The organism is Bradyrhizobium guangxiense (genome assembly GCF_004114915.1).
Taxonomy (GTDB): domain Bacteria; phylum Pseudomonadota; class Alphaproteobacteria; order Rhizobiales; family Xanthobacteraceae; genus Bradyrhizobium; species Bradyrhizobium guangxiense.
This window is the reverse complement of sequence record NZ_CP022220.1, coordinates 821,568-835,957: the sequence shown is the minus strand read 5'-3', so window position 1 is coordinate 835,957 and position 14,390 is coordinate 821,568. Positions and strand designations below refer to the sequence as shown.

Here is a 14,390-nt window from a genome sequence, read left to right as displayed (position 1 = left end):
AGGCCGGTTGCACAACCATGGTGAGCACGGGACGAATGACGGGCGATTCGAGGCTCTTCTCCTCGCACCCGGAAAGCGCCGCGGCGCAGGCGAAAAGTAGCAGCCGCAAGACCGTGGGTGCGGGCGACGTCATGGCTCGGCTCCGTAGGCGACCGCGACAACCTTCCCTGGATACAGCAGTTGTACGCTGGAAGTTACGACACGCTCGCCTTCTTCCAATCCGGCGGCCAACGCGACCGCTCCAGTGAGATATTCCTGCACGACGACCCCGCGAAGCCGGGCCTTGTTCTCGCTATCCAATATCCAGACTGCGGGCTTACCGTTGGCTGCAAACAGCGCGCTCGATGGAATGACAAAGGCAGGCGATAACTCCCAACGGGCTCTACCGACGACGGCCGAACCGAGTGTCAAATCGGCCGGCGCTCGTTCGACCGCGACCTTGAGCGTAACGGTGCCGGTGGCCTGATCCAAAATCGGCGAGATCTCGCGCACAGAGCCGGCAACAGTTACATTCGGCATCGATTGCGAGGTGATGTCGACAGTCCTGTCGTTTGGCGGATTGGTGACAAGAATCTCGGGAACTTGGAATACCGCATCCCGCGGGCCATCCTCGGCAAGGGCGAAAGCCGTCTGTCCGGCCTGCACAACCTGGCCGACTTCGATACTACGTGAGACAATGATGCCGTCCCGTCCTGCCTTCAATTCCGTGTAGGTTAGCCGCTCGCGTGCCGTATTCAGGGCAGCTTGTGCGCTGTTGACCTGCGCCTCATCTGTTCGAAGCGTGGCTAACGCCTGATCGAATCGCTCACGTGTGGTAGAGCCACTGCTAAGCAGAGACTGTTGTCGCTCGAAATTTCGTTGGGCTTCCAGCAACTGCGCATTCGCAGCATTCAGCGCTGCTTCAGCACTGGTAACATCGGTCTGCTGCTCGGTCCGTTCAAGATGCGCGAGAGTTTGACCTGCTTTGACATACTGCCCAACCTCGACGTCGCGACGGACAACTCGTCCACTGGTCTGAAATGCAATGTTCGAAAGGATGCGAGCCTGGATCGTCCCAGTGAGGGGAAGGTCTGGCGTGATGTGTTGCCGGCGGGCGGTGGCGACGGTCACGCGCAACAGCGCCGAAGACTTGTCACCCGCTCGCGCCATCGAGTTCGGGAACGCTGTAAGCACGGTCGCGACGAGCGCGAGCGACGTGCGGAATTGCGCCCTGTTGGCCAGCCGCGGCATTAGGTCCCCTTCTTCGCTGGGCATTTGCAACATGCTGATTTAACTCAAAGTTTCAAGTTGTCTGAGCGCCCCGCCAAAGAACTCCAAGGCGTAATATTCAACAGGCGTTGAATATTTAGTTGCATCGTTCTAAACGTCAAGAGGTCGGAATGGTCGATGGAGGAGGAGGGATGTCTCGAAAAGCCGTGAGAACGCGCGGTCGACCACGGAAGGGCTCAGAACTAGAGGCCGACAACCTTCTCGATGCAGCGCTCGACGCATTTGCCGAGCACGGTTTCGAAAAGGCAAACCTCCGCTCAATCGCTGCTGCCGCGAAAGTTGATGTCGCCCTGATCTCTTACCACTACGGATCAAAACTCGAACTATGGAAGGCCGTAATCGAGTCGTTTTCGGGGGAGGCGATGGCTCTGCTCGCATCCGTGCGATCGGATGGGGCAGAAGTGTCTTCGAGGGAGCGCCTAGAGCTTACGATTGAACAATTGATCAATGTGGGCCAGCGTAAGCCGCAATTTGCGCGATTTGTCATCAACGAGGTTGCCGGGATCGACCAGAGCGAGCGATTTGAGTTCTTTCACAATGCCCTAACTAAGCCACTCCGAGAAACCTTGGTACCCTTGATCGCAGCAGTCAATCGGAGTGGCAACAGCCGGAAAGTCGATCCGAACTTGCGATTCTTTGCCGCCCTCGGCGCGATGTCGATGTCCATGGCTAACCGGCAATTCATCGCGCGATTTGCGCCGGTTGCTAAAGACGACAAGCAATTCCGCAAGGAGCTGATCGCCGTCATTAGCGCAGTGATGTGTCCCGAAAACGCCTAGCAGGCTGCTGAATTAGTAGCCGATCGACGGGCGAAAAAGAGAATGTCGTCGCCGCCTGAGTTTACCAAAAGGAAGTAGGAGGCTGCCCAGCCACGTCGTGATCGCAACGTTTCCACGACACGGCTCACAGCTGCACCGCCAGCAAAGTTTGTGAGGCGGCGGTCGTGACTAGTGTGGGTGCTGACCTGTCACTCAATTGTTATCCAGCGGACGATCAGAGTCTGCGGGGTTTCCGCAACGAACTCGAGGCAAACATATTGAGTGCTATCCCGACATGACTATCGACGGTGTGTCCAGGTGACCTTGTGGTGAGTGCCCGTTCAAGACGAGCAATGAGACGTTCAGCCCGGAGAGTTCCGGCGAGGACAGGTGATCCGTGTTAGGCCCGTTAGGCTGCGCGGATCGCTTCCAGGAATGTGGCGACCTCGGTCTCTAGCCGGTTGCTTTCGCCGGACAGTGACTTCGCGGCGGCGAGCACGTTGAATGACGCCGTTTCGGTCTCGCTGGCGCCCCTCTGTACATCAACGATGCTGGCCGAAACCTGTCGGGTACCATGCGCCGCCTGCTGCACGTTGCGGGAGATTTCGCGCGTTGCCGCGCCCTGCTCCTCAACCGCCGCCGCGATCGTGGAGGCGATTTCTGACATGCGGCCGATGGTGTCTCCGATCGACTTGATCGCGCCGACCGAGTCCTGGGTTGCGCTCTGAATGCCTGTTATCTGCTGACCGATTTCGTCGGTTGCTTTGGCCGTCTGCTCGGCCAGAGCCTTGACCTCCGACGCCACCACCGCGAACCCGCGGCCGGCCTCCCCGGCGCGTGCCGCTTCTATAGTGGCGTTGAGGGCCAATAGGTTGGTTTGGCTTGCGATCTGGCTAATGAGTTCGACTACGTCGCCGATCCGACGGGCCGCCTTGGCGAGTTCGGCGACATGCTCGTTGGTCCGTCCCGCCTGCAGCACCGCTTCGCCAGCAATGCGGGCTGAATCTTGCACTTGGCGACCAATCTCGTCGACGGACGACGACATCTCCTCGGCGGCCGCCGCCACGGTCTGCACGTTGGTCGAAGCTTGTTCGGAGGAGCCAGCCACGGCAGCCGTGATCTGTTTGGATTGCTCGGCCGTGCTAGTCAGCATACCGGCCGACGCTTCCAACGCCGCGGAGGCGGACGAAACGGTCCTGATCACATCGCCGATCATGGCCTCGAATTCGCGCGCAATCTGGTCCAAGCGTTGGCCGCGTTTGAGTTTGCCCTCGGCTTCGCTGGCGGCCGCGGCGTCGGCAGCCTTTTGGGCGACTAGCTTGTCTTTGAAATGCTGTAGCGAGCCGGCAACTTGGCCGACTTCATCATTCCGGCCGGTCGATGGGATCTCGACGTCATGGTTTCCGGCCGCAAGAGTGCCGATCACCTCCGCAAGCTGGCCTAGCGGCGTCACCACGCGTCGGCGCAGCATTATGGTCACGCCAGCGAGCGTACCGAGCAGGGCCAGCACTGCAACTCCTGCAAGCACCAGCATCCCCAGCGCGCCGTCACGGACCGCCGAGGCGCGCTCGGCAGCTTCGGCCAAGGCGGCATCGCGGACGCCGAAGAACATCTGGATAGCGGGCACAATGACCTTGGCCATGTCGGAGGGACTGAGACTGTATTTGCCGTCGCCTCTGGCCGCCGGCATTTCCTTCTCGACGACCGGAATCGCCTTTCCGAAATAGGCTTCGACGGCCGCTTTCATGGCCGTGGCAAGGCGGGGCGGATTGCCGAGCTGGTCGATCGTGCCCTCGATGCGTTCTCGGTCGGCATCTAAGCGGCCCTGCATACGATCCATCAGCGCAAATTCAGCGGGAGTGAGCGGACGCGAGGCGCTCAAGGCCGGCGACAGTGGCGAGGCGTGGCTGCCGGCGGTCACCCGCAAATCCTGCGCGGTTCGCGCCAGGCTCAGCAGCGTTGCAAGTGAAGAATCGGCGCTGACCACCTGCCCCTCCAGCCGATTCAGGATCGGCTCGATCGCGCCGATCATCTCGGCAACAGTGGGAAGGAGTTCTTTGACCACCGCACTATCGCGCGATCCGAGGGATACGCGCACGGCCCGATCGGCCGCCGCATGAACATCCTTGAAACGGCGCCCGGTACGGTCCAGGCTTTGGATCATCGGTTCGCCACCATCAAGGGCCAGCAAACTGTTGCGGGCCAGGTCGAAGGCCGCATCGGCGGCGCTCGACGCCTTGCCCATCGCTTCGATCTGGGTCGGCGTGGCGGGCGTTTCCTGAAAGATCGTGATGTAGGGTGTACGAAGGCCCGCCAGGTGTTGACTGACCATCAGCACCGCGCCGAAAGCCTCGACCATTTTGATGGATTCGGAGCGACTAACGAAGATGCGCGTCTGCGGAAGCAGAACCTCGGCGCCGAGAATAACCGCAAACGTGGTCACCGTCAGCATCGACAGCGCAAAGAGCTTTCCGATTCGCATGCGTACCCCACATTTCGCATAAGTTTCCGAGAACCTATCGCGCTCTCGCTAATTCATCATTAAGTCCGGGACGCATCTTGGTGGCGGTATGCCTATGTATAGAATTGTCGTGTCGTCGATTGCGCCGCATCTCCTTGCCATCGACAGGAAATGGAAGGCGGCGAATCACGGCGTCTCGGGTGTGCGGTGATGCATCCCTCGCTACGGCTTTAACACCAGCTTGCCCATAACTTCCCGGCCATCAAGCATTCGATGCGCTTGCACAGCCTCCCTAAGCGGCAATCGCACCGTCACGGACGGATTGATGGCTCTTGCTTCCACGAGTTTGAAGACCTCTGACGCAATCCGTACGCGCTCTTGAGGAAATGGATCGTAGACGTGAACGCTATAAGCACGCACTGAGATGCTGCGGTCCATGTTCTTGCGCAAGTCCGCGAATAGGTCGGACGATGGAAGTCCCGACAGCGCATTGAACGTGACGATCTGTCCCAAGGGAGCAACGAGCTTGATGTTGTCGCGGAAATCCGGACCGACCAATTGGTCGAACATCAAGTCGACGCCCGTACCTTTGGTGATATCCAAGATCCGGGCACCAACCGCTTCAGAGCTGCTGTCGATCGCATAGCTTGCACCCCGCTCCAAGGCGAACGCTGCCTTGTTCGGGGCCCGGCAGACAGCTATCAGCTGTATCCCAGCAGCGCGGCAAAGATCGATCATGGCGCAGCCGACGCCGCCAGTAGCTCCGTTGATGGAGGCGACCTTTACCCGGCGCAGATCTGCAGCGTCATTCAACATGCCCCATGCGACCTGATAGTCGGGAATTGCGACCGCGCCCTCAATGTCTATGCCTTCAGGCAGCTTCGTGATCTCGTGGACATCGCAGGCGACATATTCGGCGTAACATCGGCGAGAAAACTTCCATGCGAGAACGGGCTGGCCCGGGGAGAAGCCTTCAACACCATCTCCCACCCGCTCAACATAGCCGGTTACACTGATCCCCGGCACCTCCGGATACTCCACGGGCCACGGGTAGCGTCCAGTCCTGACCAGCGCATCGTATTTCCCGACCCCGATGGTGTCGGTCCGAATGAGGACTTGCCCAGCCGCCGGTGTGGGAATTGGCAGATCGATGTATTTGAGGACCTCGGGTCCTCCCGGCTTTTCGACTTGAACAGCTTTCATCATGGCTGCGGGCATGAACACCTCCGTGCGCTGAATTGGTAAGGTCGTATTGGCGCGCTTAACCGCGGGCCGTTGTTGAAAGCAGATTGTTGGGTCCGCCTATCGGGAAGGTTTTAAGCGGCCGCTTTCGGGCGAGCTTTCACGTCGGTTCGTCGATCACCGCGTTTTCCAAAATTCCGACGCCTGAGATCTCCACCTCGACCCGGTCGCCAGCGCGCAGCCAACGCGGCGGAACGCGACGCGACCCAACTCCTGCTGGAGTACCGGTCGCGATGATATCGCCTGGCAGGAGCCTGAGAACACTGGACAGATAGCTTATAAGCCGCGGTAACCCATAGATCAGCTGGCTCGTCGATGCCTGTTGAACCACCTCGCCGTTTAAGCGCGTGGAAAGCGCGAGGCGGTCCGGATGCGGGACGTCAGTCGCCGCCACGATCCAGGGTCCTATGGATCCGCTCGAATCGAAATTCTTGCCCGTCATGCCAGTGGCAGAGTGTTTTTGGTAATCTCGGACACTGCCCTCGTTTAGACAGGTGTCCCCGCCGACGTAGTCGAGCGCCCTTCCCTCCTCCACTCTGTGGCACGTCCGGCCGATGATGAGAGCAAGCTCCCCCTCGTAATCGAGGCGCTCAGACACTTTAGGCCGAAGCAGCAGCTGGCGATTCCCAACGAAGCTCTCGTGCGTTCGCTGGAAAAAAGTCGGGTAAGCAGGCGCCTCGTTTCCGGTCTCGTCTACGTGAGCTTTATAGTTGAAGCCAACGCAGAACACCCTGGCCCTAGCAGACAGGGGAGGAAGAAACTCAACGTCACCAATCTTCAGGTCAGGCTCGCGTGTCATAAGCTTTTCTGCGCGAGCCCAGCCTTCCGCAGCCACTACTTCATCGATATCAGATAGGCCTTTATCAAACGGCGACAGGGAGATGATGCCGTCGCCCTTCACAAGGCCGATGCTGACCGAGCCATTCCGAGCAAATCGAGCTACTTTCATTGAGATACCTTCTTTTTTTGAGGCGCTGATGAAGGCTGACTCAGCCGCTCTTTTCGCCGTTTTGGCTTAACGAGGCGGATGGGATCAAAGCAAAGATGACTGACGCCGCCAGCATCAGGGCGCTACTGGCGATGAGCGCGATGTCGTAGTTTCCCCGCAAGGCTTGAACCGCGGAAAACATCAGCGGGCCAATGGCTACGCCAATGGCGAACACGACGATAAACAGCCCGATCTTTTGCCCCAGCTGGGCAACGCCGAATTGCCGTGCGACAGTGTATGGGATGAGATCCGACTCTGCTCCCGCTCCAAGCGCAAGAAGAGCTGCGGCCAAATAAACCATAGAAGTCTGCCGTGTCGAGACCAACAGCAGTCCGGCAGCCACAGGACCGAGGCAACCAACGACCGCTACCAACCGTGGAGACCATCGATCAAGCATGGACCCGAGCAAGAAGCGGGCTACCAGCATCGTCATGCCGTATGTCGCCATCACAGCCGCCGCATCGACGGGCCGAAAGCCGCGATCGATCAACAACGGTGTCATGTGGACAATCATACCTTGAATGGCGAGCGTCATCAGTAGGAATGCCAACGCAAGCATCCAAAAAATTGGAGCAGACAAAAGCTCACCGAAGACAAGCTTGGAGGATTGCGCGGAAGCGGCGGACTTCTGAAAGCGCTCCTTGCCGGGAATGAGCCAGATGACGGCTACTGCGCCAAGGATTGCGACCCCAGCGCCGATCGCTGCGTAGCTGTTGCGCCAGCCGTATTCTGCAATGGAAAAGGTGGCGATCGCGGGCATTAACATGATGCCGGCGGCCGAGGCTGCATTAATGATGCCGAGCGCAAACCCACGAAAGGTCGAAAAAGTCCGAGTGACTATGTAGGTGAAAGCCGTGATCCCTTGCCCCGCGCCAAGGAGTCCGAGCAGGCCCATAAAGATTGCAAAACTTAAGGGATCACGTGGAAGTTGACCGAGTGCAATCAGGCCGAGCGCAAACAAAGCGAAAGAAAAGCCTGCAAAGACGCGCGGCCCATATCGGTCGACCAGCCACCCGACGATTGGCTGCGAGAAGCCGGAGCAGAGAGCAGCTGGCGCAAGAGCGGCAGCCACGCTGGCCCTCGACCAGCCCGTATCGTTGACAATTGGCAGCAGGAATGTTCCGAAAGTATAGATTACGATCGGCCCGAAATTGGTCAACATGCCAATTCCGGAACCGAGCACGACCTTTGTTGCCTCTATTCCACGTAGCTGAACCTGCGGCGACAGGTCGCCAACGGCCGGCAGCGCAGGCGTATTAACGCTCGTCATCATCTTCCTCCCCTTTTCAGCTCATGTTTTATTTTTTCTTGAGTTCGGTCACCGTTTTCTTTCTTGCGATCAACCAGCGCCCGTCGCTCCGATGCAGCTCGTCTTCGTAACGGCCAAATCCTGCTACGCCATCAAATGGCAGAGGAAACTGTTGAGGAGTGGTCTCACTGCGCTGGCTGAGCAGAGTTACGTACGCGTGAATAAGAATGCGATCTTCGTTCAGCCATTCCGATCTGATGTTGGAGATCAGGTGTCGGACGACCAGGTTGCGATCGCGGCGATTGATAAGATCAACAAGCATGCCCTTGCCGCGTACAAGGCCATCGCCGCGGTGCCAGACACCATCTTCTGTGAAGAGCCCTGCAGCGGCCTCGGCATTGCCATAGTCAAAATGCTCCATGAAGCTCAAGACCGTCGCTTGAGCCTCGAGGATATCCGCCGCTCGTTCTAGCCTATCCCGCTGCATGGGCCCTCAGATCTTAAGCAGCTGGTCTAATGGCTCGCCGGCGCGGAAGCGCGCCAAGAAATCCTTCGGGTCGACATCAATGCCAGAGGGATTGTTCTTGAAAGCGTCAGAGTCGATGAAGGCCTTGAGTTTCTCGGCGTCGTCAAAATTGTTGCAGCAAAGCTCAACGACGTTCTGGTCTGGATCTGAGAAATAATAGCTTGTCACTGGACCGTGGTTGGAAGCGCGGTGGGCTTGCAGACCAGCGCCGAGCAACAATTCCACGCGATCCAGCAGCGCCGCCAGATTTGCGTGACGAAATTGAAAGTGATTCAAGCCGGGATCGCGGCTGGGCGAGTCGGATAGCTCTGGCAGCTCGAATAGCGCCAGGACCTGCCCATGAACCGGCGAGCGGTCCAAGAACATGAAACAGGATCGCACGTCGCTAGCTCGGGTCTGTTTGGGCGAGCCGGCGAAACGGCGCCGGTTTTCCGGGGCACCGCCAGGATTTGTGATGCTCCAGCTCAATCCCAGCACAGATGAGTACCAGTCGCGCATCAGCTCGTACTGTGCAGTTTGCAGAACGATCTCCGAAACGCGCGGCGAAGGCAGCGCGGAGGTTGCCTTGTGCAGGTCGGCGGGTAGCGATTGGACGCTCATGGGGACAGATTCCTCATATGACACTTTTGACTTATAGTTCTAGGTTATCAGGGCTCGACGATATGTCAACTATTACATATGGCGCCATGCAGCATTTGTCTGGAGTTGAGCGCGGGCGCTTGTTCGTGAATGATCAAACGCCCGTCATGCTGAAGCGGCAACATGCAAGGCCGTCCAAGATCGCCGTCCCTGGCGCGACGGTCGCCTCACGAGCGAAATCAGCCACAGGCAGGTCACCACAAGAGATGTTACATCCTCTTGTGGTTGCCTGTGGCTGAGGTCAGCTGGTTGCTGTCCGTAGTGGAGCCGTGTCAGTTTGGTGCAGTGAGCTCGCTTGAAGGCACCGAGTTGCCGTGCAAGCCGTTGCGTAGCCGCAGCGGTAAGTGAGCGACTGCGACCGGGCCATCTGCAAAATGTTGAGTGTCCAAGATGACGAGGCCGCTCCGCCTTTCGTCGAGCCTGTTGACGAGCGCAATGACGTAGCCGTCTCCCTCCGGCGCATTAGGGGATCGGGGAGCAAACACCGGTTCTTGGACAGACGAGGTGGGACCGGGTAGCCAGCGCTCGCTCTTTCCGGTCGCTATATCCAGGTGAGCGAGGCCGTTGAGGAAAGCGTTGACCGAGGGCGGGCCACAGCGATCCGCGTCATACGGAGCGAAGGGGTCGATAAGGGCGAGAAAGGCATGACGATAGGGCCGCGTGGCGTAACGCTCGTCCACATGGGGGAACTCGCCCATCGTTTGGGTAAAGATCTCGGCCTGAGGAACGGGGCTGTTGCTAGATAGATCAAATGTCCATCTCGTCATGGCTTGACGCAGGGACCGGGGATCAGGCACGTGCCCACTATATTCTGGGAAGAACCAGAACACGTTGTCATTGACGACGGGCAGGTCGAGATAGACTTTGTGTCCTTCGTCCCATGCATTGATGGTGTGGCCCTGGAAGCCGTTCGTCGGCACTGTAAACCAACGAATATCTTTTCCGCTGCCGCGGCGGGGCAGAACCCCATAGATTTGGTCCACATTCGGCTGCCAGGCAAAGGCCGGTTCGCCCTGCTTCAGGCGTTCGATGTCCGACGTCAGCGAGCTCACGGGAAAGACGACATAGTTTTCCGTCACGGCGAAGTCGTGTATCATCGCTGCCCGCGGCGCATTAAACCAAGCTTCATGCACCACGTGTCCGCCGCGATCGATGACGTAATAGGCGATATCGGTGGTCGTCACACCCTTGGCGGCATAACCAAAGCCAATCAGCTCGCCATTGGTCGGATCGATCTTGGGGTGAGCCGTAAATGTCTGACTGGTCATCTTTCCGTCAAAACGGTAGTTACCGATCGTTTCAAGCGTATCTGGCCGCATCGCGACCGGCGGTCCGTCCTCCTTCAGCGCGAGCAACAGCCCATGGTGAACGACGACGTTGGTATTGGCCGTGCTTCGGATAGTACCGGCAACCGATGGATCGTCAGTGAACGGATTGCGGTAGGCGCCGTAGAGGGCGCGGCGCGCCGCCCGCTCCGCAACGAACTTGTCGGTCAGGACATATTTCGACGTAAAGTCGACATGACCATCCTTGAAACGGAAGGCGCCAACCATGCCATCGCCGTTAAAAAAGATGTCACGGCCAAGCTCGGCGGCCATTGTGGTTCGGGAGCTACACGAAAAAGGTGCCGTCGAGATCGGTTGGAATGCGTCCTTCAACGTCAAGATCGAACACGTGTGCCTCTACACGGCCAGGAGCGTCGAAGCCATGATAAATCGGATCGTCAGGGAAACGCTTCGTCATTTGTCACCTCGGTTTTCATGCCTTTAGCGTAGTGCGCGCGCTAGCGTCCAAGTGAGGCGCCGCATTTTCGTAACCTGCGAGCGCCTCCCCAAGGCGCCGCCGGAACAATTCGATCGCCTTTTGCTTCACGTGGCCGAAGCCACGCACCTCGAGCGGTAGCTCAGCAATGGCGACAGCCTGTGGAAGCGATGCCGCTGACAATCGACGGGGTAAGCGGTTCAAGGCATCGATGAATTCGGCGATCAGAGCACGCTCGGTGCGGCGCTCGGCGCTCCTTCCGAAGACGTCGAAGGGTGTTCCGCGCAAGATCTTCAAGGCCGCCAAGATTCTGAAGACGGGCAAGATCCAAGCTCCGAACCGGATCTTGCGCGGCTCTCCCGTTGTCTTGTCGCGGCGAGACAGAAAAGGCGGTGCAAGATAGATTGACAGCTTTGCGAAGCTATCAAACTGAGATCGGACTGCCCGCTCGAACTCTCCGCTCGTATAGAGTCTGGCAACCTCGTACTCATCCTTGTAGGCCATCAGCTTGAACAGGGATCGCGCAGCAGCCAGCGTTAGCGAATGGCCAGTATGAACCTTAGTCTCCGCCTCACGGATGTGGTTGATGACATCAAGGAAACGCTGGCTGTAGTCATTGCTCTGATAGTTGCGAAGAAATGTCGTAAGATCTTGGATCTCCGCCTCAGGGGTGCGCTGCTCAGTCTTTTCGGCCAGGCCTGCTGCAACAAAGACGAATTGAGGGTCGGAAGCTAACCGACGCCCCCACTCAAGCGCAGCGAGATTTGCCTCCTTGGCGGCGCCATTGAGTTCGATCGCCTGGTGGAGGTCCTCAAGGTTAAGGCCAAGCCAGCCTTTCTGATAAGCGCACCCGATCATCATGAAATTGGCGGCGATCGAATCGCCGAACAAAGATTGTGCCAAAGCCGTGAAGGGAAACACCGCGAAATGTTCCGGTTCAACTTGTGTGCTCAGCCGTCTCGTCAGCAAACTCGAATTCACGACGGCCTGACGATTAGTGACGAAATCTCCAGTGATGGACACGTCAGCATTGGCGAGGACGCGGCTCCGCCCTCGGTTGAGAGATGCCATCACGTCCGATGCATTGCCGACGATCTGGTCGCAAGCCAGGAGAAGGTCACAGTGCTCCGCTGGAATCCGCAAAGCATGAATGGGGCCGCCAAGATGAACGTGACTTGTAACCGCCCCGCCCTTCTGAGCCATTCCGATCTGGTCCAGCACCGCGGCCCCTCGACCTGCCAGGTGTCCGGCCATTGCCAGCACCGCGCTCGTCGTCACGATTCCGGTCCCACCTACGCCGGCAAGAAGAATGCGGCTGTGTTGCGGCGGCGCAGCGCTCACCAGGGGCAGCAATGGTTGGTCGATCGTAAGCTGCGGTTTTGGCCCGCGGTTCACACGGGCACCCTCGACAGTTACGAAACTGGGACAGAAGCCTCGAATGCAACTGAGATCGGTGTTGCAGCTCGATTGATTGATTCTTCGCTTCGTACCTAGTGGAGTGTCGACCGGCTCCACGGATAGGCAGTTTGACTTGATCGAGCAATCGCCGCAGCCTTCGCAGACCAGCTGATTGATGAAGACGCGGCGGCTGGTTTCCTTCAGTTGGCCACGTTTGCGTTTCCGCCGGCGCTCGGTAGCACACATCTGGTCATATACGATGATGCTTACACCCGGTTGGGCTCGCAATTTGAGCTGTACGGCATCAAGTTCGTCGCGATCCACCACCTCTCCCGCCAGGGAGTGGACCTCGGCATGCTCACGATAGGACGCCAGATCATCGGTGACCAAAATTATTGTGCTGACGCCCTCGGCCCGGAGCTGGCGCAGAAGCCGCTCGAGGGAAAGGTCGCCATCGACTGCTTGACCGCCTGTCATCGCGACAGCACTGTTGTAGAGCAGCTTGTAGGTGATGTTCAGCTTAGCAGAGACCGCCTGGCGGATTGCGAGCAGGCCTGAATGGAAATACGTGCCATCGCCCATATTCGAAAACACATGCGATTCGTCGGTGAACGGAGCGAGGCCGAGCCAGTGGATTCCCTCGCCGCCCATCTGGGAATAGCTGAACGTGTCAGGGCGATTGCGCGCGGCTAAACCGTGGCAGCCAATCCCAGCGAGAGCTCGACTGCCATCTGGCACGGCTGTCGACCGGTTATGCGGACACCCGGAACAGAAGAATGGACGCCGGGATGCGGGCACATCTGCAAATCCGCGTTGGTTCGTGTGCCGGCGCAAGCGTTCGCCTCGTGCTGCTACGACCTGATCACCGGATATCCTTGCGATGACCGCCGCGATCTGGACAGCAATCTGCTCGGGCGTTAGATCGCCCGTTGCAGAAAACATCGGGTGTTGCTCCGGTCCACATTTGCCCCAAACCGAGGGAGCCTGTGACCGGCCGTAGAGTATAGACTTTACTTGGCGCTCGATCAGCGGCGCCTTCTCCTCCACGATGACGAGCTCCTGCAGGCCTTCGGCAAAGGCTGTGAGGCCCTGAGGCTCTAGCGGCCAGATCATCGCCGGCTTGTAGAGAGCCAGCCCGAGCTCGATCAGCCGTGAATCGTGAAGGCCCAGCAGGTCGAGTGCTTCGCGCAAATCATTCCAAGATTTGCCGGCCGCGACGAAACCGACCCGCGCGTCCTTAGGCCTCACCGCGACGCGATCGAGACCGTTTGCCCGGACATAAGCAAGCGCAGCCGGCAAACGGAATTCATGCTGCCGCCGTTCCTGATCGAGCGGCAAGTCAGGCCAGCGGTTATGCAGGCCAATGTCCGGCACAGTGACGTCGGGCCGAACGGGCAAATTACCTAATTCTGCGGCCGGCACGGTGCGTGTACTGTCGGCCACTTCCGTCAGCACTTTTAGCGCAACCCAAGATCCCGTCAGCCGCGACATGGCAAAGCCGTGGAGTCCATAGCTGACGATCTCGCCGGGATCAGCCGGGTAGAGCAGCGGGAGGAGGAGACTGGCGACAGTCTCGTCGCTGTAGCAGGCGACCGTTGAGGATTTTGCCAGATGATCGTCACCCACGGCGACGACCCCCCCGCCGTTCGGCGAAGAACCTTGCGAGTTGCCGTGCCTAATCGCGTCCGCCGCGCGATCCAGTCCAGGGCCCTTGCCGTACCACAACGCAAAAACACCATCGACCCGGGCGCCGGGTGATTGATGGATCTGCTGCGTACCGGCCACGGCGGTGGCCGCGAGTTCTTCATTGACCGCCGGCTGCACCACAATCTTTTGGTCGCTCGTTAGCCGCTTCGCAGAGGCAAACGCGGCATCGAGCGTACCAAGGGGTGAACCCCGATAACCGCTGACGAAACCCGCGCTCGACAAGCCATTCATCCGATCTCGCTCGGCCTGTAATAGCATCAGGCGGACGAGCGCCTGCACTCCGCCGAGGAGAACTGTTCCGCCGCGCTTGGAATAACGATCATCGAGCGAGATAGAGGAATTACTCATTCGCAACTCCATTGGATGCGCTGGCGCAAAAGACTTTCCGGCAC

General features: G+C 58.8%; 11 protein-coding genes. 1 reads left to right on the top strand and 10 read right to left on the bottom strand.

Annotation, left to right across the window (positions count from 1 at the left end):
* Positions 1-129: 129 nt before the first annotated feature.
* On the bottom strand, positions 130-1,254 hold the full coding sequence (locus X268_RS38420; RefSeq protein WP_164933587.1) for an efflux RND transporter periplasmic adaptor subunit: 1,125 nt from the start codon (positions 1,252-1,254) through the stop codon (positions 130-132).
* Between the two features lie 146 nt (positions 1,255-1,400).
* Here X268_RS38420 and X268_RS38415 point away from each other — a divergent pair, with 146 nt between their 5' ends.
* Positions 1,401-2,048 carry a TetR/AcrR family transcriptional regulator gene (locus X268_RS38415; protein WP_164938227.1) on the top strand — a complete coding sequence of 216 codons (648 nt, stop codon included), beginning with the start codon at positions 1,401-1,403 and terminating at the stop codon, positions 2,046-2,048.
* Positions 2,049-2,436: 388 nt separating this feature from the next.
* On the opposite strand, the gene X268_RS38410 is transcribed toward X268_RS38415, so the two are convergent.
* The 9 genes from X268_RS38410 to X268_RS38375 all read right to left on the bottom strand — a co-directional run bounded on the left by X268_RS38410 (position 2,437) and on the right by X268_RS38375 (position 14,346).
* Positions 2,437-4,509, bottom strand: a complete 2,073-nt coding sequence (locus tag X268_RS38410) for a methyl-accepting chemotaxis protein (protein WP_128930007.1) — start codon at positions 4,507-4,509, stop codon at positions 2,437-2,439.
* 201 nt (positions 4,510-4,710) lie between these two features.
* Positions 4,711-5,706 carry a quinone oxidoreductase family protein gene (locus X268_RS38405; RefSeq protein WP_128930006.1) on the bottom strand — a complete coding sequence of 332 codons (996 nt, stop codon included), beginning with the start codon at positions 5,704-5,706 and terminating at the stop codon, positions 4,711-4,713.
* Between the two features lie 124 nt (positions 5,707-5,830).
* Positions 5,831-6,679 carry a fumarylacetoacetate hydrolase family protein gene (locus tag X268_RS38400; RefSeq protein WP_128930005.1) on the bottom strand — a complete coding sequence of 283 codons (849 nt, stop codon included), beginning with the start codon at positions 6,677-6,679 and terminating at the stop codon, positions 5,831-5,833.
* Positions 6,680-6,719: 40 nt separating this feature from the next.
* On the bottom strand, positions 6,720-7,991 hold the full coding sequence (locus X268_RS38395; protein WP_128930004.1) for an MFS transporter: 1,272 nt from the start codon (positions 7,989-7,991) through the stop codon (positions 6,720-6,722).
* A 25-nt stretch (positions 7,992-8,016) separates the two neighbouring features.
* Positions 8,017-8,454, bottom strand: coding sequence for a nuclear transport factor 2 family protein (locus tag X268_RS38390; RefSeq protein WP_128930003.1), 438 nt, complete (start codon positions 8,452-8,454; stop codon positions 8,017-8,019).
* Between the two features lie 6 nt (positions 8,455-8,460).
* Positions 8,461-9,093, bottom strand: a complete 633-nt coding sequence (locus tag X268_RS38385; RefSeq protein WP_128930002.1) for a VOC family protein — start codon at positions 9,091-9,093, stop codon at positions 8,461-8,463.
* 311 nt (positions 9,094-9,404) lie between these two features.
* Positions 9,405-10,730 carry a carotenoid oxygenase family protein gene (locus X268_RS38380; protein WP_206733113.1) on the bottom strand — a complete coding sequence of 442 codons (1,326 nt, stop codon included), beginning with the start codon at positions 10,728-10,730 and terminating at the stop codon, positions 9,405-9,407.
* A 13-nt stretch (positions 10,731-10,743) separates the two neighbouring features.
* The gene (locus X268_RS40790; RefSeq protein ID WP_276575769.1) at positions 10,744-10,875 is read right to left on the bottom strand and encodes a hypothetical protein; all 132 of its coding nucleotides are present in this window, start codon (positions 10,873-10,875) and stop codon (positions 10,744-10,746) included.
* Positions 10,876-10,890: 15 nt separating this feature from the next.
* Positions 10,891-14,346, bottom strand: a complete 3,456-nt coding sequence (locus X268_RS38375) for an indolepyruvate ferredoxin oxidoreductase family protein (protein WP_164938226.1) — start codon at positions 14,344-14,346, stop codon at positions 10,891-10,893.
* Positions 14,347-14,390: the final 44 nt, after the last annotated feature.

Coding starts and splice junctions, on each gene's coding strand:
- X268_RS38385 (WP_128930002.1), bottom strand. CDS start 9,093: ATGAGCGTCCAATCGCTACCCGCCGACCTGCACAAGGCAACCTCCGCG.
- X268_RS38405 (WP_128930006.1), bottom strand. CDS start 5,706: ATGCCCGCAGCCATGATGAAAGCTGTTCAAGTCGAAAAGCCGGGAGGA.
- X268_RS38395 (WP_128930004.1), bottom strand. CDS start 7,991: ATGATGACGAGCGTTAATACGCCTGCGCTGCCGGCCGTTGGCGACCTG.
- X268_RS38380 (WP_206733113.1), bottom strand. CDS start 10,730: ATGGCCGCCGAGCTTGGCCGTGACATCTTTTTTAACGGCGATGGCATG.
- X268_RS40790 (WP_276575769.1), bottom strand. CDS start 10,875: ATGACGAAGCGTTTCCCTGACGATCCGATTTATCATGGCTTCGACGCT.
- X268_RS38390 (WP_128930003.1), bottom strand. CDS start 8,454: ATGCAGCGGGATAGGCTAGAACGAGCGGCGGATATCCTCGAGGCTCAA.
- X268_RS38410 (WP_128930007.1), bottom strand. CDS start 4,509: ATGCGAATCGGAAAGCTCTTTGCGCTGTCGATGCTGACGGTGACCACG.
- X268_RS38400 (WP_128930005.1), bottom strand. CDS start 6,679: ATGAAAGTAGCTCGATTTGCTCGGAATGGCTCGGTCAGCATCGGCCTT.
- X268_RS38375 (WP_164938226.1), bottom strand. CDS start 14,346: ATGAGTAATTCCTCTATCTCGCTCGATGATCGTTATTCCAAGCGCGGC.
- X268_RS38415 (WP_164938227.1), top strand. CDS start 1,401: ATGTCTCGAAAAGCCGTGAGAACGCGCGGTCGACCACGGAAGGGCTCA.
- X268_RS38420 (WP_164933587.1), bottom strand. CDS start 1,254: ATGCCCAGCGAAGAAGGGGACCTAATGCCGCGGCTGGCCAACAGGGCG.